Source organism: Oryzihumus sp., from assembly GCF_054325275.1.
This window is the reverse complement of sequence record NZ_JBTCWL010000005.1, coordinates 1-19,599: the sequence shown is the minus strand read 5'-3', so window position 1 is coordinate 19,599 and position 19,599 is coordinate 1. Positions and strand designations below refer to the sequence as shown.

The 19,599-nt window shown below is 72.3% G+C and carries 23 protein-coding genes and 1 tRNA gene; 15 read left to right on the top strand and 9 right to left on the bottom strand.

Annotation, left to right across the window (positions count from 1 at the left end; genetic code table 11):
- Positions 1–5: 5 nt before the first annotated feature.
- The gene (locus tag ACXVGS_RS01920) at positions 6–1,511 is read right to left on the bottom strand and encodes an amino acid permease (RefSeq protein WP_458536574.1); all 1,506 of its coding nucleotides are present in this window, start codon (positions 1,509–1,511) and stop codon (positions 6–8) included.
- Positions 1,512–1,785: 274 nt separating this feature from the next.
- Here ACXVGS_RS01920 and ACXVGS_RS01915 point away from each other — a divergent pair, with 274 nt between their 5' ends.
- Together ACXVGS_RS01915 and ACXVGS_RS01910 are read left to right on the top strand one after the other, a co-directional pair.
- Positions 1,786–3,369 (top strand): FMN-binding glutamate synthase family protein, encoded by a 1,584-nt coding sequence (locus ACXVGS_RS01915; protein WP_458531600.1) that lies wholly within the window; start codon positions 1,786–1,788, stop codon positions 3,367–3,369.
- 72 nt (positions 3,370–3,441) lie between these two features.
- A complete protein-coding gene (locus ACXVGS_RS01910) occupies positions 3,442–5,172 on the top strand; it encodes a thiamine pyrophosphate-dependent enzyme (RefSeq protein WP_458536573.1) in 1,731 nt (576 codons plus the stop codon).
- 3 nt (positions 5,173–5,175) lie between these two features.
- On the opposite strand, the gene ACXVGS_RS01905 is transcribed toward ACXVGS_RS01910, so the two are convergent.
- From ACXVGS_RS01905 to upp, 4 genes are all read right to left on the bottom strand, one after another.
- On the bottom strand, positions 5,176–5,868 hold the full coding sequence (locus ACXVGS_RS01905) for a PH domain-containing protein (RefSeq protein WP_458528473.1): 693 nt from the start codon (positions 5,866–5,868) through the stop codon (positions 5,176–5,178).
- 3 nt (positions 5,869–5,871) lie between these two features.
- On the bottom strand, positions 5,872–6,042 hold the full coding sequence (locus ACXVGS_RS01900; protein ID WP_185746265.1) for a hypothetical protein: 171 nt from the start codon (positions 6,040–6,042) through the stop codon (positions 5,872–5,874).
- Positions 6,043–6,174: 132 nt separating this feature from the next.
- Positions 6,175–6,969: an HNH endonuclease family protein gene (locus tag ACXVGS_RS01895; protein ID WP_458535055.1), complete on the bottom strand. Its 795-nt coding sequence runs from the start codon at positions 6,967–6,969 to the stop codon at positions 6,175–6,177.
- Between the two features lie 48 nt (positions 6,970–7,017).
- The gene (gene upp, locus ACXVGS_RS01890) at positions 7,018–7,656 is read right to left on the bottom strand and encodes a uracil phosphoribosyltransferase (RefSeq protein ID WP_141790355.1); all 639 of its coding nucleotides are present in this window, start codon (positions 7,654–7,656) and stop codon (positions 7,018–7,020) included.
- A 64-nt stretch (positions 7,657–7,720) separates the two neighbouring features.
- Between upp and ACXVGS_RS01885 the strand changes: the two genes are divergently transcribed.
- The 6 genes from ACXVGS_RS01885 (at position 7,721) to ACXVGS_RS01860 (ending at position 10,772) form a co-directional block, all read left to right on the top strand.
- The gene (locus ACXVGS_RS01885; RefSeq protein WP_458536585.1) at positions 7,721–8,155 is read left to right on the top strand and encodes a nucleoside deaminase; all 435 of its coding nucleotides are present in this window, start codon (positions 7,721–7,723) and stop codon (positions 8,153–8,155) included.
- A 13-nt stretch (positions 8,156–8,168) separates the two neighbouring features.
- Positions 8,169–8,258, top strand: a tRNA-Ser gene (locus tag ACXVGS_RS01880).
- A gap of 374 nt (positions 8,259–8,632) precedes the next feature.
- A complete protein-coding gene (locus tag ACXVGS_RS01875; RefSeq protein WP_458528471.1) occupies positions 8,633–8,785 on the top strand; it encodes a hypothetical protein in 153 nt (50 codons plus the stop codon).
- A gap of 492 nt (positions 8,786–9,277) precedes the next feature.
- Positions 9,278–9,679: a hypothetical protein gene (locus ACXVGS_RS01870; protein WP_458528470.1), complete on the top strand. Its 402-nt coding sequence runs from the start codon at positions 9,278–9,280 to the stop codon at positions 9,677–9,679.
- Between the two features lie 102 nt (positions 9,680–9,781).
- Positions 9,782–10,204 (top strand): hypothetical protein, encoded by a 423-nt coding sequence (locus tag ACXVGS_RS01865; protein WP_458536572.1) that lies wholly within the window; start codon positions 9,782–9,784, stop codon positions 10,202–10,204.
- Positions 10,205–10,220: 16 nt separating this feature from the next.
- Positions 10,221–10,772 carry a hypothetical protein gene (locus ACXVGS_RS01860; protein WP_458533083.1) on the top strand — a complete coding sequence of 184 codons (552 nt, stop codon included), beginning with the start codon at positions 10,221–10,223 and terminating at the stop codon, positions 10,770–10,772.
- 123 nt (positions 10,773–10,895) lie between these two features.
- Here ACXVGS_RS01860 and ACXVGS_RS01855 read toward each other — a convergent pair whose 3' ends face one another.
- Positions 10,896–11,288, bottom strand: a complete 393-nt coding sequence (locus ACXVGS_RS01855) for a DUF2690 domain-containing protein (protein WP_458536571.1) — start codon at positions 11,286–11,288, stop codon at positions 10,896–10,898.
- Between the two features lie 201 nt (positions 11,289–11,489).
- On the opposite strand from ACXVGS_RS01855, the gene ACXVGS_RS01850 reads away from it, so the two are divergent.
- From ACXVGS_RS01850 to ACXVGS_RS01840, 3 genes are all read left to right on the top strand, one after another.
- Positions 11,490–11,963 (top strand): GyrI-like domain-containing protein, encoded by a 474-nt coding sequence (locus ACXVGS_RS01850; protein WP_458530967.1) that lies wholly within the window; start codon positions 11,490–11,492, stop codon positions 11,961–11,963.
- Between the two features lie 46 nt (positions 11,964–12,009).
- Positions 12,010–13,044, top strand: coding sequence for a DNA polymerase IV (locus ACXVGS_RS01845; protein ID WP_458530966.1), 1,035 nt, complete (start codon positions 12,010–12,012; stop codon positions 13,042–13,044).
- Between the two features lie 211 nt (positions 13,045–13,255).
- Positions 13,256–13,387 (top strand): hypothetical protein, encoded by a 132-nt coding sequence (locus ACXVGS_RS01840; RefSeq protein ID WP_458530965.1) that lies wholly within the window; start codon positions 13,256–13,258, stop codon positions 13,385–13,387.
- A gap of 69 nt (positions 13,388–13,456) precedes the next feature.
- Here ACXVGS_RS01840 and ACXVGS_RS01835 read toward each other — a convergent pair whose 3' ends face one another.
- Complete coding sequence (locus tag ACXVGS_RS01835) at positions 13,457–14,338, bottom strand: universal stress protein (RefSeq protein ID WP_458530964.1); 882 nt, start codon at positions 14,336–14,338, stop codon at positions 13,457–13,459.
- 164 nt (positions 14,339–14,502) lie between these two features.
- Between ACXVGS_RS01835 and ACXVGS_RS01830 the strand changes: the two genes are divergently transcribed.
- The 3 genes from ACXVGS_RS01830 to ACXVGS_RS01820 all read left to right on the top strand — a co-directional run bounded on the left by ACXVGS_RS01830 (position 14,503) and on the right by ACXVGS_RS01820 (position 16,730).
- Positions 14,503–15,447: an endonuclease/exonuclease/phosphatase family protein gene (locus ACXVGS_RS01830; RefSeq protein ID WP_458536570.1), complete on the top strand. Its 945-nt coding sequence runs from the start codon at positions 14,503–14,505 to the stop codon at positions 15,445–15,447.
- A 146-nt stretch (positions 15,448–15,593) separates the two neighbouring features.
- Positions 15,594–15,962, top strand: a complete 369-nt coding sequence (locus tag ACXVGS_RS01825; protein WP_458530962.1) for an SPW repeat domain-containing protein — start codon at positions 15,594–15,596, stop codon at positions 15,960–15,962.
- A gap of 177 nt (positions 15,963–16,139) precedes the next feature.
- Positions 16,140–16,730: a TetR/AcrR family transcriptional regulator gene (locus ACXVGS_RS01820; RefSeq protein ID WP_458530961.1), complete on the top strand. Its 591-nt coding sequence runs from the start codon at positions 16,140–16,142 to the stop codon at positions 16,728–16,730.
- Positions 16,731–16,772: 42 nt separating this feature from the next.
- On the opposite strand, the gene ACXVGS_RS01815 is transcribed toward ACXVGS_RS01820, so the two are convergent.
- Together ACXVGS_RS01815 and ACXVGS_RS01810 are read right to left on the bottom strand one after the other, a co-directional pair.
- Positions 16,773–17,297, bottom strand: a complete 525-nt coding sequence (locus ACXVGS_RS01815; RefSeq protein WP_458536569.1) for a LytR C-terminal domain-containing protein — start codon at positions 17,295–17,297, stop codon at positions 16,773–16,775.
- A gap of 72 nt (positions 17,298–17,369) precedes the next feature.
- Positions 17,370–17,666 (bottom strand): type II toxin-antitoxin system VapB family antitoxin, encoded by a 297-nt coding sequence (locus ACXVGS_RS01810; RefSeq protein ID WP_141790364.1) that lies wholly within the window; start codon positions 17,664–17,666, stop codon positions 17,370–17,372.
- Between the two features lie 49 nt (positions 17,667–17,715).
- On the opposite strand from ACXVGS_RS01810, the gene ACXVGS_RS01805 reads away from it, so the two are divergent.
- Positions 17,716–19,284 (top strand): helicase HerA-like domain-containing protein, encoded by a 1,569-nt coding sequence (locus tag ACXVGS_RS01805; RefSeq protein ID WP_458533979.1) that lies wholly within the window; start codon positions 17,716–17,718, stop codon positions 19,282–19,284.
- The last annotated feature ends 315 nt before the right edge of the window (positions 19,285–19,599 follow it).

Below are 19,599 nucleotides of genomic sequence, written 5' to 3'. Positions count from 1 at the left end.
GGCGGTCAGACCGGGTCGCCCGCGGTCTCGCCGAGCTCGATCGCGTCCACGCCCTCCTGGTCGGCCACCTCGAGGCGGCTGTTGCGGCGGGAGTAGAAGAAGTAGACACCGAAGCCGAGGACCATCCAGATGACGAACCGAAGCCAGGTCTCCACGCTGAGGTTGAGCATCAGGTAGAAGCAGACCAGGGCGGCGAAGATCGGCACGACCGGGTTGCCCGGCACCTTGAACGCCCGCTTGAGGTCGGGGCGGCGCTTGCGCAGCAGCGGGATCGCGATGGACACCAGGGTGAACGCCGCGAGCGTGCCGATGTTGACCATCTCCTCGAGCTTGCCGATCGGTGTGATCGAGGCGATCAGCGCGACAGCGGTGCCGATGGCGATGGTGATGGTCAGCGGGGTGCCGGTCTTGTGGTTGACCCTGGCCAGGCGCTTGGGCAGCAGCCAGTCGCGGCTCATGGCGAAGACGACACGGGTCGCACCGATCATCAGGGTCATGACGACGGTGGTCAGGCCGGCGACGGCGCCGGCGGCGATGATCGTGGCGAACCCGCCCTTGCCGACCGAGGCGAACGCGCTCGCCAGCGCTGCCTTCTCGTCGATCTTGTCGTAGCGCACCATGCCGGTGATGACGAGGGCGACGGCGATGTAGAGGACGGTGCAGATCGCCAGCGAGGCGATGATGCCCCGGGGCAGGTCGCGCTGGGGGTTCCTGGCCTCCTCGGCCGTGGTCGCGACCACGTCGAAGCCGATGTAGGCGAAGAAGACGATCGAGGCACCGGCGACGATGCCCAGCACGCCGAACGTGGCCGTCTGGAAGCCGAAGAGCAGCTGGATCAGCGGGGCGCCGAGGCCGCTGGAGGACTGGCCCTTGACCGACGGCGGGATGAACGGGGTGTAGTTCGAGGTCTTGACGTAGCCGATGCCCGCGAAGATCACGAACAGCACGATGAAGAGCTTGAGCCCGACGAGGACCAGGTTGACCCGCATCGACTCCTTGATGCCGATGGCGATCAGCGTCGTGAGCGCGGCGACGAGCAGGAACGCCAGCAGGTCGAAGTGCGAGCCCGGCGCGAGCGAGGCCGGCCACGTGATGCCGATCTTGCCCAGGAAGAGCTCGGCGTACTCCGACCAGCCCTGGGACACGACGCTGGCGCCGAGCATCAGCTCGAGCAGCAGGTCCCAGCCGATGATCCAGGCGACGAGCTCGCCGAGGGAGGCGTAGGAGAACGTGTAGGCCGAGCCGGAGACCGGCACGGTCGAGGCGAACTCGGCGTAGCACAGGGCCGCCAGGCCACAGCAGATCGCGCCGATGACGAACGAGATGACGATGGCCGGGCCGGCGTACTGGGCCGCCGCCTTGCCGGTGACGGTGAAGATGCCGGCGCCGATGATCACGCCGATGCCGAAGACGGTGAGGTCGAGCGCGCTGAGCCGCTTCTTGAGCTGGTGGCCCTCTTCGTCGGTCTCGGCGATCGACTGCTCGATCGTCTTGGTGCGCAACACACTCATACTGGCTGCTCCTTGTGGGTGAGGTGTGCCTTCCCTGTGCACAGCGCTCGACACCATAGACCGAGCGTGCGCGGGTCGCCCATAGTGACGAAGCCAAAATGCGCCTTTTGCAGTAGTCCACATCATGGACGGCGGTCTTGTTGAGTGGACGCACGGTGCGGTGTCGCCGCACGGACCTGCGGAACACAGGCCCCTGCTGTAGACCTGTTCCCCCGACGCCTGTCACCCCCTTGTTGTGGTGTCGGGCCGAACCCCCATGGGAAGGCAGGTCCGGATGCTGCGCTTCTTCCTCGGCGCCTCAGTGCTCGTCACCGGCGCGCTCGTCACGCTCGCCGCCGTCCTGGGCGGTCCCGGCTGGTGGGCGCTGCTCGCCGTGCTCGCCCTCCTCCTCGCGCTGGGGATCTGGGACGTGCTCCAGCGGCGGCACTCCATCCTGCGCAACTACCCCGTGCTGGGGCACATGCGCTTCCTGCTCGAGGGGATCCGCCCCGAGCTGCAGCAGTACTTCATCGAGCGCAACTTCGACGGCCGGCCCTACGACCGGGACACGCGCTCGATCATCTACGAGCGGGCCAAGGGCATCCACGGCGAGCAGGCGTTCGGCACCGAGCGCGACGTCAACGCCATCGGCTACGAGTACCTCGTCCACTCCAGCCGCCCGCTCGACACCCCCGAGCACCCGCACCGGGTCCGGATCGGCGGACCGGACTGCACGCAGCCCTACGACATGTCGCTGCTCAACGTCTCGGCCATGAGCTTCGGGGCGTTGAGCGCCAACGCGATCCTGGCGCTCAACGCCGGCGCGGCGAAGGGCGGGTTCGCCCACGACACCGGCGAGGGCGGCCTGACGAAGTACCACCTCGAGCACGGTGGCGACCTGGTCTGGGAGATCGGCAGCGGCTACTTCGGCGCCCGGACCAAGGACGGCGACTTCGACCCGGACATGTTCCGTGACAAGGCCGCCCACGACCACGTCAAGATGGTCTCGCTCAAGCTGAGCCAGGGCGCCAAGCCCGGCATCGGCGGCGTGCTGCCGGCGGCCAAGGTCAGCAAGGAGATCGCCGAGGCCCGCAACGTGCCCCAGGGCGAGAAGTGCGTGTCACCGGCATACCACCGGGTCTTCTCCACCCCGCGCGAGCTGGTCCACTTCATCGCCCGGATGCGCGAGCTGGCCGGCGGCAAGCCGGCCGGGTTCAAGCTGTGCGTCGGCTCCCGCACCGACGTGCTCGCCATCTGCAAGGCGATGGTCGCCGAGGGCATCACCCCCGACTTCATCATCGTCGACGGGGCCGAGGGCGGCACCGGCGCGGCGCCGCTGGAGTACGAGGACCACGTCGGCAGCCCGCTGACCGAGGGCCTGCTCACCGTGCACAACGCCCTCGTCGGGGCCGGGCTGCGTGACCGGGTCCGGGTCGGCGCGAGCGGCAAGGTCTCCACCGGGGTCGACATCGTCAAGCGGCTCATCCAGGGGGCCGACTACACCAACGCGGCGCGGGCGATGATGATGGCGACCGGCTGCATCCAGGCCCAGCGCTGCCACACCAACACCTGCCCGGTCGGCGTCACCACCCAGGACCCGCGGCGGATGCGGGCGCTCGACGTCGGGGACAAGACCGAGCGGGTGCACCGCTTCCACGATGCCACGGTGGCCGAGGCGACCCAGGTCATCGCGTCCATGGGGCTGCACGGCCCGCACGAGCTGCGCCCGCACATGCTGCGGCGGCGCATCGACCACACCACGACCGTCGGCTACGACCAGCTGTTTGAGCACCTGCGTCCGGGGCAACTTCTGGAGCAGCCGCCGCAGTCGTGGCTGGCGGACTGGGAGCGGGCCGACCCCGACCGCTTCCAGCCCTGACCGCGCGGCGACCCGGAGACCCCACCCGCGCCGACCTGCCCGTCCTGCACCCGCACGACCGAAGGAGACGACATGACCACCGTTGCCGAGCTGCTGGTCCAGGCCCTCGCCGACCACGGCGTTCGCACCATCTGGGGTGTGGTCGGGGATGCCCTCAACCCCGTCACTGACGCCATCCGACGCGAGGAGCGGCTGGAGTGGGTCGGCGTGCGTCACGAGGAGGTAGGCGCGTTCGCCGCCGCGGCGCAGGCCCAGCTCACCGGCCGGCTCGGGGTGTGCATGGGCACGGTCGGCCCGGGCTCGGTCCACCTGCTCAACGGCCTGTATGACGCGAAGAAGTCCCACGCGCCGGTCCTGGCGGTCTGTGGCCAGGTGCCGCTGGCCGAGCTGGGCAGCGACTTCTTCCAGGAGGTCGACAACGACGCGCTGTTCAGCGACGTGGCCGAGTTCAGCCGCACGGTGACCAGCGTCGAGCAGATCCCCGCGATGGTGGAGCAGGCGGTGAACGCGGCGCTGACCCGGCAGGGCGTGGCGGTGCTGACCCTGCCCGGTGACGTCGGTGGGCTGGAGCTGCCCAGGCACACGCCCGTTCCGCGGTTCGTCGACGAGCACCCCGAGACCGTGCCGGCGCCGGAGGCCCTCGACCGGGCGGTCGAACTGCTCGACGGGGCCGGGGCCGTGACGATGCTCGTCGGCCAGGGGGCACGCGGCGCCCGCGAGGAGGTGCTGGCCCTCGCCGAGCGGCTCGGCGCGCCGATGGTGCTGACGCTCAAGGCCAAGGAGGGACTCGAGCACGAGAACCCTTACGAGGTGGGCCAGTCCGGGCTCATCGGCAACCCGGCCGCCCAGCAGGCCCTCGATGGTGGCGACGTCCTGCTGATGGTCGGCACCGACTTCCCCTACCGCGAGTTCTATCCGCACGGGAAGACAGTCATCCAGCTCGAGGTGCGCCCCGAGCACATCGGGCGCCGGATCCCGGTCGACCTCCCGCTCGTCGGGCACGCCGCGCCGACGTTGCGGGCCTTGACGCAGCGGGTCGCCGTGAAGCCGGACCGCAGCCACCTCGACGCCGCCCGCAAGACCTTCACCGAGTGGCAGGAGCGGCAGGCGCGGCTGGCCGACCCGGCATACGACCGCACCCCCAAGGGGCTGCTGCGGCGCAAGCTGGACAACCCCGAGGAGCGCATCCGGCCGGAGGTGCTGGCCGCGGCGATCGACCGGCACGCCGCCGACGACGCCATCTTCACCTCCGACACCGGCATGGCGACGGTGTGGCTGAGCCGGTTCGTGCAGATGCGTGGGTCGCGCCGGCTGCTCGGCTCCTTCAACCTCGGCTCGATGGCCAACGCGATGCCCCAGGCGCTCGGTGCCGCGGCCCTGGACCGGGACCGTCAGGTCGTGGCGTTCTGTGGCGACGGCGGGCTGTCGATGCTCATGGGCGACCTCATCACCGCGGTGACCCACCGGCTGCCGGTGAAGCTCGTCGTCTTCGACAACGGCCGGCTCGGCATGGTCAAGCTCGAGCAGGAGCAGGGCGGCCTGCCGGAGTTCGGCACCGTCCTGGACAACCCCGACTTCGCCGCGGTCGCGCGGGCGGTGGGGCTGACCGGCGTGCGGGTCACCGAGGCCGACCAGGTCGACGAGGCGGTGCGGGTCGCCCTCGCCACGCCTGGCCCGGTCCTGCTGGACGTGCTGACCAACCCCGAGGAGATCGCGGTGCCGCCCAAGCCGAAGCTGAGCCAGGGCTGGGGCTTCGCCGTCGCCAAGCTCAAGGAGACGCTGGTCAGCGCCGGCGACGAGTGAGGCTCAGTCGCCGGAGAGCAGGTTGATCGGCCCCGTGTCGTCGCCCGGATCGGGGTGCCGGCGCGGGGCCGGGGCGTGCACGGGGATCCCGCGCGAGTAGTCGTCGCTGGCCCGGTGGACCGGACGGTGCATCGGCCGGTGCAGCGGCACGTCCGGGTCGGGCAGCTCGACCGTCTCGGTGGTCTCCTCCAGCTCCGGGTCCTCGACGCCGAACAGCTCGGCGCAGATCGCCCGGTAGGTGCGGTCCGGGTGGGGCACGTAGCTCACCCGGCGCAGCGCCTGGTCCTGGCCCGCGCTCTCCATGAGGAACTGGCCGTAGCCCATGACCCGCCCCACCAGCGAGCGGCTGTAGGACATGTCGGTGACCTTGGCCAGCGGCATCATCGCCACCTTGCTGGTGAACAGCCCGTAGGTCAGCAGCAGCCGCTTGTCGGTGGCGATGAACCAGTCATGTCGCCAGTTCGCCAGCCGCCAGAGGGTCCGGCCGAGCACGGCGAACCATGCCCACCAGATGAGGTCGGCGAACAGCCCGGCCCCGCGCGGCAGCTCGGTGTCGAGCCAGGTCACCACCACCAGCGCGGCGAGAACCGAGGCCACCGGCTCGGCCACCTTGGCCCAGTGCTGGTGCATCGCCACCACGATGCGCTCGCCGTCGAGCAGGTAGCGCTCCAGCCCGCGGCCGCCCGGTCGTGCCACGGGCTACTTGTTGCCGAGGAGGGCGTCGAAGAAGTGGCCGAGGTTGACGAAGCCCTGCATGAGCAGCTCCCACACCTGGTGGACGATGTCGGCGGCCTGCGTCGGGGCGGTGATGATCGCGTAGACCGCGAACGCGCCGAGGACCCAGATCAGGACCTTCTTTGCGCGCACCATGGGGGACTCCTTGTTCGGCGGCAGGTGGGTAAAGCGCACCTATCGTGTCAAACCGGACGAATTCACGCTCAGTGACGCGCCGTCCGACCCCTCCCGGTATGCCGTGACGTGCGTCGCCCCGAGCGTCACCCGTCAGTGCCCGGCGGGCGCCGGGACGGCGGCCTGGGCCTCGGTGGGCAGGGGCTGGCCCGGGCAGGTGGCCAGGATCCGGGCCATCGCGTCGTGCTCGGCCGCGGTCACCCACAGCCCGTAGCGGGCCTTGACCGCCACCTGCCGGGCGACGTAGGTGCAGCGGAACGCCTTGCGCGGTGGCAGCCACGTGGCCGTGTCGCCGTCACCCTTGGCGCTGTTGAGGTTGCCCTGGACGGCCATGAGGTTCAGCGGGTCGTTGCCCAGCTCGGCCCGCTTCGTCGCGCTCCACGTCCCGGCGCCGGTCTGCCAGGCGTTGGACAGGGCCACCACGTGGTCGATCTGGACCAGGGTGCTGGTGCCGTTGCCGCGGCGGAAGGCGATCGTCGCCCCGCCGTAGGGGTCGTGCAGCGTCCCCGTGAGCACGATGCAGCCACGGGTGCGGGGCTTGATCGTCTCGCCGGTGAGGTCCCGGCGCAGGATGTCGTTGCGGGTGTCGCAGCCGTTGTGCCCGCCGGGGACGTCGACCGCGTCGCTCCACGCCTGCCCGAACTGCTCGCGGGTGTAGCCCGTCTTGGGCGCGCGGCCCCTGACCTTCAGCGTCCGCAGGGCCGCGGCCGCGCTGCCCGAGCCGACCCGTGGGGCGCCGGCGCCGGACACCGCCGTGGACGAGGCCGCCGGCGTCGGGGCGCCCGGGTCCGGGAGGGCACGGGCGTCAGGGAAGCACCCGGCCAGGCTGAGCGCGATACCGGTGGTGGCGAGCAGGGACGCGGGCAGGCGGAAGCGACGGGAGCGCAACGGTTTCAGGCCTTCGGGGGGAGGGGCGTGGGCTGGCTCGGACGCGGCTCAGACGACGCCGTAGAGGCGGTCGCCGGCGTCGCCGAGGCCGGGGACGATGTAGCCGTGCTCGTTGAGCCGCTCGTCCATGGCGCCCGTGACGATGGTGACCGGCACCTTGAGGTCCGCGATCTGCTCCTCGAGCCGGGCCGTGCCCTCCGGGGCGGCCAGCAGGGTGATCGCGGTGATGTCGTCGGCGCCGAGGTCGACGAGGTAGCGGATCGCCGCGGCGAGGGTGCCGCCGGTGGCCAGCATCGGGTCCAGGACGTAGCACTGGCGGCCGGACAGGTCGTCGGGCAGGCGGTTGGCGTAGGTCGTCGCCTCGAGCGTCTCCTCGTTGCGGACCATGCCCAGGAAGCCCACCTCGGCGGTCGGCAGCAGGCGGACCATGCCGTCGAGCATGCCCAGCCCGGCGCGCAGGATCGGCACGACCAGCGGCTTGGGGGAGGCCAGCTTGATGCCGCGGGTGGGCGCGACCGGGGTCACGATGTCGACCGGCTCGACGCGCACGTCGCGGGTGGCCTCGTAGGCCAGCAGCGTCACGAGCTCGTCCGCGAGCCGACGGAAGGTCGGGCTGTCGGTGTCCTTGTCCCGCAGGGCCGTGAGCTTATGGGCGATGAGCGGGTGGTCGGCAACGTGGACGCGCATGGGCGAAACTTATCGTGTGAGTCTCCGAGGCGGTCCAGTGCACGACCCCGCGTATGCCGCGTGGATGGGGGAGGCGCTCACGGTCGCCACCGGGGCGCTGGCCTCGGGCGACGTGCCCGTCGGTGCGGTCGTCGTCTCGCCCGCCGGTGAGGTCATCGGCCGGGGGTGCAACCTGCGCGAGGCCCAGGGCGACCCGACCGCCCACGCCGAGGTGGTCGCCATGCGGGAAGCCGCGGCCAAGCTCGGCACCTGGCGGCTGGAGGACTGCACGCTGGTCGTCACGCTGGAGCCGTGCGCAATGTGCGCGGGTGCGCTGATGCTGGCGCGGGTGGCCCGGCTCGTGCTCGGGGCGTGGGACCCCAAGGCGGGGGCGTGCGGGTCGGTGTGGGACCTGGTCCGCGACCGCAGGGCCACTCATCGCGTCGAGGTCATCGGTGGGGTGCAGGAGTCCGAGTGCTCGCAGCTGCTCCTCGATTTCTTTGCGGGGCACCGTCTCTAGTAGCCTTCCGCGCGGTGGCGTGTCCGAGCGGCCTAAGGAGAACGCCTCGAAAGCGTTTGTGGGCGGAAGTCCACCGAGGGTTCAAATCCCTCCGCCACCGCCAACTGGAAACCCCCGGGAGCTCTGCGACCGGGGGTTTCCTGTTGGCGCGTGGCGGGTGGATGCCGGGAGACGTCGAACGGCAGTGAGACGTCGGCTCCCTCCGCCACCCCTCCACACCAGGGGCCAAGGATCGGCCGCCCCGCGTAGCTGCCTCCGGATCAGGGCAGCCCCCCGGCCCGGACGGGGGGGCGTATGACTAACGGGGCTGGGCGCGGTCGAGGCTGCGGCGTGTCTGTGCTTCCTGATGCTCCTGGGCCTGTACCGCCTCCAGCGCACCGTGGTCACTCGCAGCGGTGTCTGGGTCAGGAGCGACATCCGTGCCCGCATTCTGACCTGGGATCAGATCGCGCCGTCCATGACCCGGGCCGATGGGCCGTGACCGACACGCTGACCCTGACCACGACGACCGGCGAACAGGTGGCCACCCACATCCCGCGGGACCGGCACGCCGCGCTGGAGTCCTACGCCACCGCCCACCGCGGGCGGACAAGCCTGGAACCCGGCCAGTCCGGGGAGGAGGGCGCGTGACCGCGTCGGGCGGGCAAGAGGGTGGGGTGCCCATGGCTGAGCCAGTGCAGGGACCGCAGGAGCACCCGGCGCCCAAGGCGTTGCTGCGGTTCTCGTTGTACGTCTTGTGCTCGCTGGTTGTACGTCTTGTGCTCGCTGTACGTGGGGGTGCCCGTGCTGTTTGGGGGCGCCGCGGTCTACGCGGCCGCCGACCACAAGTGGGTCTGGGCCCTGGTGTCCGCCGCGTTCTGCGCAGTCGAAGCCGTGCTCGGATGGAAACGCCTGCACGGCCAGTGGACCTGGACCGGGACCGGGACCGGGACCGGGCCAGAGCTGCGACGTCTGCTGAAGCAGTGGGCCCCCAGACAGCGCGCTCTCGGTGACGGCGCTCTGACGAAGGGCGGGTCCGAGTCGACGTTCGTCAGGGCAACAGTGCACCGGTCATGTGGACGCCGGAGAAGGAGGCTCATGTCGAACCGCTTCGTGCCTGCGCGGGGAAACTACTGTCGGGTCATGAGGTCGCGAAGCGTGGGTGGGGGCGTCCTCGTCGCGGCCGCAGTGCTGCTCGCGACGGGGTGTGCGGGTGCCGAGCCGGGTGGGTCCGGGCCGGGGCAGCCAGAGCGGCTGCGGATCATGATGGCGGAGGCGCCCGCCCCGGACGGGCGCACCCTGCAGGTGTCGGTGGACCGCTGCCATCACGGTCCGTACGCGATGGCGGTGGCCGAGACGGCAACCCGGGTGAGCCTGCGGGTGAGCGGAGGCACCCCGGAGACCGGCACCGCCGAGCCGGACTGTGCCGACGTGGTGACGGTGCACCTGGCGCGGGCGCTGGGGTCGCGGGGTGTGTTCGACGTGACCTCGGGTAGCCCGGTCGCGGTGCGCACCGTCCGGCGCCCGCCCCCCTCGAGCCGGTGACGCCGAGGTCCGGCATACGGCTTGGGTGAAGGGTTGACCACGTCAGGGTGTGGTCAACTCTTCGCGCTGGGACCGTCACGAGGCAGGCATCGTGATGCGACGATGGCAGCTCGAGCGGTGGTGGCGATCGGCGTGGTGGGGTTGTCGCGGGTCCGGGCCGTTGCGTCGCTGGCAGGGTTGCTGCTGGTCGCCGCGTGTTCCGCGGGCTCAGGAGCGAGCTGCGCCCTCCCTCGCCCGGTCCTGTCCTCCGGTCACCCCGCTCCGGGGGACCGGCTCACCGTTCAGGTGGATCTGGACCGCGAGTGCGTGGACACCAACCACCCTGGGCCCCCGTCGCCGCCGAAGGCGTGGCGCGCCGTCCGGGTCTCCCTCGTCCAGGGGGCGACTGTCACCGTGCTCGCAACCGTCGACAGCGACGCGCAGGGGCAGGTGTCGGCCGAGGTCACCATCCCGGTCGGTGCGGCGCCGGGTCGCGCCGCCATCCGCGTGGACTTCGCCGAGGACGCCGCCCTGACCATCGACTGAGCGCTACCTTTCGGTCATGTCCGGGGGAGCGATGGGGTCACTGCGTCGCCACGCGTTCGCCCTCCTGCCGTGCGAGGCGCTCGCGCTGCTGTTCCTCCTGTCCTTCTCCCGGCTCGGTCCGCCCGAGCTGTTCGCCGGGGCGCTCCTGGCGGGGCTGTGCGGGCTCACGGAGGTCTTGCGACGCCTTGCCTTTGCCGGCACGTCCGCACCGGCGACTGCGCGCTACCGCCAGGCGGATGTGCTGACGGCGCTGACCCGGTTGTCCTGGGTCTCGAACGTCGTGCTGGTGCTCGTGGGGCTGCACGCCGTGACGGCCGGCTACGACCACGACATGCCTGGCCACGAGCGCAACGCCCCGATGCACGCACTGGGTTGGCTGGTCCTGGCCGCAGCCGCGGTGCTGGCGATCGGCCTCGTCGTCCGGGCGCGCCGCGATGGCAGGTCCACCGCGCTCGTCGCCGCGACGTGTGCGTTGTTCGTGGTCACGACCGGCGGTGCGGTCGCGGCGGCCGACCGGGAGCAGGACGTGCGCAACACGATCCAGCCCTGTGCCTGCTTCCTGCCCTGACCGGGCTACGACGCCGGTGGCCCTGCCGGTGCGACCGAGGGCGGGCCCGCAAGGGAGCCGGCCCCTTGTCGGGCAGGTCAGTAGCTCGAGGTCTTGGCCTGGTAGTAGGCGCCGGTCGCCCCGTTAGGGTCGACCGCGCCGACGGCGTGACGACGTCATCCCCTTGTCGTAGACCATCGGGGTGTAGCAGTCGTTGGAGCCCTCGGTGCCGGTGCAGCCGTACTCCTTGTCGTCGTAGTTGCGGTGGATGGTCCCGTGCGTGACCCAGGTCTGGTTCACCTGCGTGGTGCTGCTGTGCACGTGGGCCCACGCCGTGTGGCAGTTGACGGAGTACATGAGGTCGACGTAGCCGACAGCGTTGCCGGCGCCGTTGTTGATGAGCTTGTGGAAGATGACCTGCTGGTCCGCGCGGCCCCCGTCCTCGTCGGCCCGGTTGCCGTCGTGCGGGAACGTGGCGGCCTGCGCCGAGGTGGCGAAGCCGGTGGTGACGACGACAGCGGCGGCGAGCCCCCCCACGGTGCGGGCAAGGTGGCGAGACCTGTTTCCCCTGTTGGGTCAGGCACCGGGCGGATCTCGCCGGTGCGCGGGCTGACCGTAATGGGCTACTCGTGATTGCTGTGTCATGTGTCCGCTTTGCGTGTCCGTGTCGCCGCGGACTGCTGGCGCGGGGGACCTTCGGGGGTGGCGGCTGCCCGGCGAGACCGGTTGGGTGGGGGCATGGGGTACGAGATCGACCTGGTGCACCTGCCCGCCCAGCCGGCCGCCGTGGTCCGGGCTCACGTCGGGCACAACGGGATCGGGGACTTCCTCGGCCAGGCCTTCGGCGAGGTGATGAGCAGCGTCGGCGAGCAGGGCCTGCACCCGGCCGGGCCACCGTTCGGACGCTACCGGCCGACCGATGATGGCGGCTGGGACGTCGAGGCCGGCTTCCCCGTCTCTGCCGAGTCCACCGAGACCGGCCGGGTGCAACCGGCGACCCTGCCCGCCGGGTCGGCCGCCCACACGACCCACGTCGGGGACTACGGCAACCTCGGCGCGGCATACCGGGCCGTCGCGGACTGGATCGTCGCCAAGGGCATGGCGCCCAGCGGCGACCCGTGGGAGTGCTACCTCGACGAGCCGGGCGTGGCCAACCCGCGCACCGAGGTCTACTTCCCCTGCGTCCCGCGCGCCGACGCGCCGCAGGACTGAGCCCGTTCGGGCGGCGCGCGCCGGCTGCTCGGGCCACAATCGCGGCATGGAGCCGGCGCCGCGGTGGGTGCTGCACGTCGACCTCGACCAGTTCATCGCTGCGGTCGAGGTGCTGCGCCGACCCGAGCTGCGCGGTCGCCCGGTCGTCGTCGGCGGCGACGGGGACCCGGGCAAGCGCGGGGTGGTGAGCACCGCCTCCTACGAGGCCCGCGCCTTCGGCGTGCACTCCGGTATGCCGCTTCGCACCGCCGCGCGCAAGTGCCCCGACGCGGTCTTCCTCCCGGTGGATCGGGAGGTCTACGAGGCGGCGTCCACCACGGTGATGGACACCCTGCGCACGTTCGACGCCGTCGTCGAGGTGCTCGGCTGGGACGAGGCGTTCCTCGGGGTGCGCACTGACGACCCGGAGGCGCTGGGGCGTGAGGTGCAGCGGCGGGTGCGCGAGGCGACCGGCCTGGACTGCAGCGTCGGCATCGGGCAGAACCTGCTCCAGGCCAAGCTCGCCACGGGGTTCGGCAAGCCGGCGGGAGTCTTCCGAATCACCCACGACTCCTGGTTCGGGCTGCTCGGCGACCGGCCCACGGACGTGCTGTGGGGCATCGGCGCCAAGACCGCGAAACGCCTGTCCGGTCTCGGCATCACCACGGTCCGCGAGCTCGCGGAGACCGACCCGGAGGCGCTCGCCGCGCAGGTGGGGCCGAAAACCGGGCCGTGGCTGGTCAACCTGGGCCGGGGCCTGAGCCGGGCGCGGGTGACCGGCACCCCGTGGGTGGCCCGGTCCCGCAGCCGGGAGGTGACCTTCCAGGTCAATGTGGCCGACTGGGCCGAGGTGCAGGCAGAGGTGGCTCGGGTCGCGCGCCAGGTCGCGCAGGACGTGGCCGCCGAGCAGCGGCCGGTGGACCGGGTCACCGTCAAGGTGCGTTATGCGCCGTTCACCACGCACACCCACGGCCACCCGCTGCCCGGCCCGACGCTGGACGCGACGGTGATCGAGGACGGCGCCGCCGCCGCGCTGGCGATGTTCGCCGAGCACCGTCCGGTGCGGCTGGTCGGGGTGCGGGCCGAGTTCGCCGGCGCCTGACCGCCTGGCTCAACGCGACGATCATCGCGGCCTTTCGTGCGCGAGAACGGGCCGAGACCGCCGCGAGGATCGTCGCTTGGTACGCCTGGCCGACACCTGGGTGGGGCGGGTCCACACCCAGGGTCGGTGGTCACCGTGACCGGCCGGGCCGCAGGCTGAGTCACACCAGTCCGGGCGAGCGCCCCGGGCCACCCGCCGGAAGGGGGTCGCCATGACCGTCCACCTGCGTGCCCTCGCCGCCTCGACCGCTGCGGCGGCCATGGGCCTCACCCTCGGCCTGGTCGTCCGCGACTGGCCGGCCCTCATCGACTGGGTCGTCACGCGGCGCCCGGCGGCCGGGTGAAGGGTTCACCACGTCCGGATGTGCTGAAGTCTTCGCCCTGGTCCTGACCTTTGGCGTGGCCCAGGCCGGTCAGCGGTTGCGGACGATGGCGACAGGGCAGCCGGCGTGGTGCAGGGCGCCCTGGCTGACCGAGCCAAGCAGCAGCCCCCGGAACCCGCCCCGGCCGCGGCTGCCCACCACGAGCAGGTCGGCGCCGGCGGACTCCTCGGCCAGCAGCTCGACGGGGTGGCCACGGACGATGTGGACGGCCAGGTCGACGTCGGGGTACTTCTCCCGCCAGCCGGCCAGCGACTCGGCCACGACGATCTCCTCGTCGGAGCGGATCTCCTCCCAGTCCCCGGCCCAGGGCGACTCGGCCAGCACGCCCTCGACGTACTCCCACCACCACGCGTGCACGACGGTCAGCCCGGCGTTGGTCATCGACGCGTGGTTGAACGCGTAGGCGATCGCGGCGTTGGACAGCTCCGACCCGTCGACGCCGACCACCACCCGGCCGGCCCCGGCCCCGTCCTGGCTGGCGTGCTCCCGGGTCACCACGACCGGGCAGGCCGCGTGCATGGCGACCTGCTGGGACACCGACCCGAGCACGGCGGATCGTCCCGCGCCCCGGCCGCGGGCGCCGACGACGATGGTGTCGGCGACGTCCGAGGCCTCGACCAGCAGGGCCGCCGCGGACCCGTAGGGCGCCTGTGCCGTGACCCGGACGTCGGGCTCGACCAGCCGGGCCCGGCTGATCGAGCCCTGGGCGACGACGTCCCCCTCGGCGCGCCGCTCGTCCGGGTCGCCGGGGCCGGGCGCGCCGTGCTCGTGGTTGGGCATCACGTGCACCAGGTGCAGCGCCAGGTTGCGTCTCGCCGCCTCGGCGGCGCCCCACGCGATCGCGTCGTGGCTGTGCGGCGAGCCGTCGACCCCCACCACGATGCTGTCGCGCGGCACGGACTCCAGACCCATCACGCCTCCCCGGGCTCGCCCCGCGACGGCTCGCGGTCTGCCGCCACGGTCGCCCGGCGCCCCCTGGGCGGCCAGAGTCGTAGGTCCCCGGCGCGCTGCCGCCGCATCCCGGCCGTCCCGGGTGAGGATGTGCACCCGGCTTCTGGCGCCGGGGGAGCGGAGTGGTGGTGCGCAGGGTCCTGGCCGTCGCGGCAGTCGCGGTGCTCGTCGTCCCCACCGTCGTGCGCTTCCTCGGGGACCATGCGCTCCCTGCCCTGGTCGCGGCCGCGTCCCTCACCCCGTATGCCGTGCCGCCCCTCGCGGTGGCCCTCGCCCTCCTGCTGCGGGGGCGGGCGTGGCGGGCGTCTGCGGCCATCGCCTCGGTGCTGGCGCTCAACCTGGCCTGGCTGGTGCCCCTGTGGGTGCCGGACCGGGCCCCGGCCTCGGGCGCGACCCCCCTCACGGTGATGACGGCCAACCTCAGGCTGGGTGAGGCCGACCCGACCGCCGTGGTCGCGGCGGTCCGCGCTCACCGGGTCGACGTCCTCGCCCTGGAGGAGCTGACCCCGCAGGCGGTCTCGGCGCTGCACCGGGCCGGGCTGGACCGTGAGCTGCCCCACCGGGCGGTGCGGGCGGTGCAGGGCGCGGACGGCGCAGGCCTGTGGAGCCGTACCCCGGTCGCGGCGGTGACCTGGTCGCACACCTGGAGCCGCACCCCCACCGCCACGATCGAGCTGCGGGGGCGCCCCGTCGTCGTCGGCGTCCTGCACCCCGCGGCAGTGGTCCTGGACGGCGGCCGGCCTTACCGGGACGACTACGCGGCCACCACCGACTTCGCCGCCGGGCTCGACGACGCCACACCGACCCTGCTGCTCGGCGACCTCAACGCCTCCGTGGACAACAGCGAGCTGCGCGAGCTCATGGGGACCCGCTTCCGGGACGCCTCCGAGCTGGCCGGCAGCGGCCTGCTGCGCACGTTCAGCCCCTCGCCCCGGCTGCCGGCGCTGCTGCACCTCGACCACGTGCTCGTCGACGACGCGTTCGGTGTCACGGACACCACTGTGGTCGACCTGCCGGGCAGCGACCACCGGGCCCTCGTGGCCCGGCTGGGGCTGACGCCGAGGGGCTGACCCGGGCGCCCGGGATACCGGTTGAAACCGCAGGTCAGAATCCCTTTTTGCGGCCGTTGACCGACCGGTCAGGCAGGCGCACCATGGAGGTGTCCGGTCCGCCTCGGAACGACGGGCCATCAGTCACAGGAAGGTGGTTGGTCCGCATGAGGAAGTGGACCCATCCACAGGACTTCGTCGCGCTGATCGCTGGCGTCTACGCGGCCCTGTCCCCGATCTGGACGTCGACCACGACCAGGGCGAGCTGGACCATGGTCGTCCTCGGAGTCCTCACGGCCGCGGTGGCGATCGCCTCCCTGGCCCGTCCCGACATGATGTCGTCCGAGGGTGCCCTGGCGGTGCTCGGGATCGCGTTCATCGTGGCGCCATGGGTGATGAGCTACAGCGGCTCCAGCACCCGAGCCCTCGCCTGGACGTCGTGGATCGTCGGGATCGTCACCCTCGCCGTCGGCGCCCGTGACCTGCAGATGACCCGTTCCGCCCACCGTGGCGGCGGGGTGGCTGCGGCGCACTAGCGAGGAACCATGGTGCGGGCTCGCACGGACGGCACCGGGCGGGCCCGTCACCGCGCCCGGAAAGCAGGGACGCGCGCGGGTGACGGGCCCCCGGCCCCCGAGACGTCGGTCTCCGAGGCATCGGCCCTCGAGACTTCGGCCCTCGAGACTTCGGCGCTCGAGACTTCGGCCCCCGAGGTGCCGGGCACGGGTGCGCCCGACGCCCGGACCCGCATCCTCGACGCGGCCGAGGAGCTGTTCGCCGGTGACGGCTTCGACGCCACCCCCACCTCCCGCATCGCCGAGCAGGCCGGGGTGGCCAAGGCGCTGCTCTTCTACTACTTCCCGCGCAAGGACGGCCTGCTCGAGGCGCTGATCGCCGAGCGGCTGCCCGAGCAGCCCATGTGCCGGGTCGGCTCGGTGGCCCAGCGCGGCGACCTGACGGGCTCCCTGGTGCGGCTCGCCCGGGCGCTGGACCTCGGCGGCCGGAAGTCCCGGGTGCTGCGGGCGGTCCTGTTCCGCGACCTGGGCTCCCACCCCTCCGTCCTGGCGCACCGGTTCCGGCTGCGCACCGCCCTGGTGGAGCTGACCGAGCAGGTGCTCGACGCGGCCAGCCCGTTCACCCTCGACCGGCTGCGGCGGCGGCAGGCGGCCGACACCTACGTCTCGCTGATGCTCGTCGAGGCCGACCACCGCCGGTTCGCGGGCGTGCTGCCGGACCTGGCCGCGGCGGCCAGCATCGTGTCCCGGGCCCTTGCCGGGCCGGCGCTCGGCTTCAGCCTGGGGTGAGGCCGGCGGCCCGGCAGCCGGCTGGCCTCACCAGGTGGTCGGTCAGCAGCCGGCCGGGGCGGTCGCGACCGCCGGGCTCGACAGCCCGGTGAACTTCGCGCCGATCACCAGGTCGACGGAGGAGTCCGGCCTCCCGTCCCGGTGCAGCGTGGCCCCGCGGACCAGGCTGGAGGCGACCCGCGCCGCCTCGGCCCCGCTGGGGCCGTACCTGACCACGGCGGTGCCGGCGACGACCTGGTGGAGCGGGTCGTTGCTCACCGTGGCCACGAGGTAGCCCAGATCCCTCAGTCGGGACGCGGTCTCGCCGGCCAGGCCCTTGTGGGTGGTCGTGTTGTAGACGTTGACCGTGACGTCCCCGGGCGTGAGCGTGCTCGACGGGGTGGCCGTTGGGCACGCCGGCGCAGCCGCCGGTTTCGCCGGGTGGTCGCCGACCCAGCCCTCGAACCACGCCCCGGCATAGGCGAACGCCCCCGCCAGGAGCAGGGTCACCACGGTCAGGGTGATCGCGGCGCGCCGGCGGCCGCGGCGCCGGGGCAGGGCGACGTCGGCCTCGTCGAGGTCCGTCACGCCCACCTCCCCAGGGTCGGGTGCTACCCCGCGATCATGTCGCGCCCGCGCCGGGTGTCAAGCACCGACGCCTCAGTCGAGGACGAGCACCCGGGCGTGCAGCGCCGGCCGCTGGTGCAGGGCCGCGCGCAGGGCCCGGTGCAGGCCGTCCTCGAGGTAGAGCGTGTCCTGCCACTGCACCACGTGGGCGAACAGGTCGCCGTAGAAGGTGGAGTCCTCGGCCAGCAGCAGGCCGAGGTCGAGGACCTTCTTGGTGGTCACGAGCTCGTCGAGGCGCACCATCCGCGGCGCGACGTCGGACCAGTCCTTCGCGGACTGCTTCCCGTGCTCGGGGTAGGGGCGGCCGTCGCCGACGGATTTGAAGATCACTGCGTCAGTTTAGGCAGAGCCGCAGGTCGGTCGTCGTTACAGTCGAATCGTGAGCGCAGCCACGCCGGCCGAGGGCCAGCTCGAGACGATCCGCTCCGGCTACGCCTTCACCGGCGCCGCCCTCGACCTCGGTGCCGCCGTCACCGACGGCACCGCCCATCCGGACGTCCCGGTGCGCATCCCGCTCGGCGTCCTCAACCGGCACGGACTGGTCGCCGGCGCGACCGGCACGGGCAAGACCAAGACGCTCCAGCTCATGGCCGAGCAGCTCTCCGCCCAGGGGGTGCCGGTCTTCCTCGCCGACATCAAGGGCGACCTCTCCGGTATGGCGAGTGCCGGGGTCGCGAACGACAAGGTCACCGCCCGTGCGGGTGAGGTCGGGCAGCAGTGGGCGGGCAGGGCATACCCGGTGGAGTTCCTCTCCCTGGGCGGGGAGGGGCGTGGGGTGCCGGTGCGGGCGACCGTGACCTCGTTCGGGCCGACGCTGCTGGCCAAGGTGCTCGGGCTCAACGACACCCAGGAGTCGAGCCTGGGGCTGGTGTTCCACTTCGCGGACAAGAACGGGCTGCCGCTGCTGGACATCAAGGACCTGCGCGCGGTGATCAGCTACCTCACCTCGGACGAGGGCAAGGCCGACCTCAAGGAGCTCGGCGGGCTGTCGGCGGCGACTGCGGGGGTGATCCTGCGCGACCTCATCGCCTTCTCCGATCAGGGTGCTGAGGTGTTCTTCGGCGAGCCTGAGCTCGACACCGCGGACCTGATGCGGGTGGCGGCCGACGGTCGCGGGATGGTCACCTGCCTGGAGCTGCCCTCGCTGCAGGACCGGCCGGCGCTGTTCTCCACGTTCCTCATGTGGATGCTCGCCGACCTGTTCCACGACCTGCCCGAGGTTGGCGACCCGGACAAGCCCAAGCTGGTGTTCTTCTTCGACGAGGCGCACCTGCTGTTCGAGGGGGCCAGCAAGGCCTTCCTCGCCGCGATCGAGCAGACGGTGCGGCTGATCCGGTCCAAGGGTGTCGGGGTGTTCTTCGTGACCCAGACCCCCAAGGACGTCCCGCCGGGCGTGCTGGCCCAGCTGGGCAACCGGGTGCAGCACGCGCTGCGCGCGTTCACCCCCGACGACGCCAAGGCGCTCAAGGCGACGGTGTCGACGTTCCCGCACAGCGGCTACGACCTGGAGGAGCTGCTCACCCAGCTCGGCACGGGTGAGGCCGTGGTCACGGTGCTCTCCGAGCGTGGCGCCCCGACGCCAGTGGCGTGGACCCGGATGCGGGCCCCGCAGTCGCTCATGGCGCCCTCGCCGGACGACGTGGTGCAGCAGGCGATCGCGGCGTCCCCGTTGCAGGCGCGGTATGCCGTGGCCCTCGACCGCGAGTCGGCCTACGAGAAGCTCCAGGCGCGGCTGGCGGCGGCGCCCACGCCGGAGCAGGAGCCGGCGCCGTCGGTGCCCGCTCCTGCTCCTGCGCCCGCCCCCCGACGGACGGAGAAGTCGCAGGAGTCCGTGGTGGAGCAGGTCGTGGAGTCCCCGATGTTCAAGTCGGTCCTGCGGTCGGCGGGCACGGTGATCGGCCGGGAGATCACCCGGAGCCTCTTCGGCACCGCCCGGCGCCGCCGCTGACGTCGCGCCCGGCGTTATTCCTGGGTCGGCCGGCTGCGGGGGGACGGCAAAGCGCACGCCGCTCACCTGATGCGCACCGTCCTGGGCCTCGAGGTCGTCGAGGGACGTCAGGCATGCCGCTGGCCCGGCCGTCGCGGGCCGGGTGCGGGGCGGAGGCCTCAGGTGTGCCAGGTGGACCCCGGTCGCCGTGACGGTCGCGGTCCAGCCGCTTTGGTGCACGATCGTGTGGTGCCGCCCGCAGAGCAGGGCCGCGTTGCCGACGTCGGTGGCCCCGCCGTTGGCCCAGTGGATGACGTGGTGCCCGTCGCACCACCA

Coding starts and splice junctions, on each gene's coding strand:
- ACXVGS_RS01835 (WP_458530964.1), bottom strand. CDS start 14,338: ATGGGTCTGGAGTCCGTGCCGCGCGACAGCATCGTGGTGGGGGTCGAC.
- ACXVGS_RS01870 (WP_458528470.1), top strand. CDS start 9,278: ATGAGGTCGCGAAGCGTGGGTGGGGGCGTCCTCGTCGCGGCCGCAGTG.
- ACXVGS_RS01915 (WP_458531600.1), top strand. CDS start 1,786: ATGCTGCGCTTCTTCCTCGGCGCCTCAGTGCTCGTCACCGGCGCGCTC.
- ACXVGS_RS01825 (WP_458530962.1), top strand. CDS start 15,594: ATGAGGAAGTGGACCCATCCACAGGACTTCGTCGCGCTGATCGCTGGC.
- ACXVGS_RS01900 (WP_185746265.1), bottom strand. CDS start 6,042: ATGGTGCGCGCAAAGAAGGTCCTGATCTGGGTCCTCGGCGCGTTCGCG.
- ACXVGS_RS01920 (WP_458536574.1), bottom strand. CDS start 1,511: ATGAGTGTGTTGCGCACCAAGACGATCGAGCAGTCGATCGCCGAGACC.
- ACXVGS_RS01845 (WP_458530966.1), top strand. CDS start 12,010: ATGGAGCCGGCGCCGCGGTGGGTGCTGCACGTCGACCTCGACCAGTTC.
- ACXVGS_RS01910 (WP_458536573.1), top strand. CDS start 3,442: ATGACCACCGTTGCCGAGCTGCTGGTCCAGGCCCTCGCCGACCACGGC.
- ACXVGS_RS01865 (WP_458536572.1), top strand. CDS start 9,782: ATGGCAGCTCGAGCGGTGGTGGCGATCGGCGTGGTGGGGTTGTCGCGG.
- ACXVGS_RS01840 (WP_458530965.1), top strand. CDS start 13,256: ATGACCGTCCACCTGCGTGCCCTCGCCGCCTCGACCGCTGCGGCGGCC.
- ACXVGS_RS01885 (WP_458536585.1), top strand. CDS start 7,721: ATGGGGGAGGCGCTCACGGTCGCCACCGGGGCGCTGGCCTCGGGCGAC.
- upp (WP_141790355.1), bottom strand. CDS start 7,656: ATGCGCGTCCACGTTGCCGACCACCCGCTCATCGCCCATAAGCTCACG.
- ACXVGS_RS01860 (WP_458533083.1), top strand. CDS start 10,221: ATGTCCGGGGGAGCGATGGGGTCACTGCGTCGCCACGCGTTCGCCCTC.
- ACXVGS_RS01850 (WP_458530967.1), top strand. CDS start 11,490: ATGGGGTACGAGATCGACCTGGTGCACCTGCCCGCCCAGCCGGCCGCC.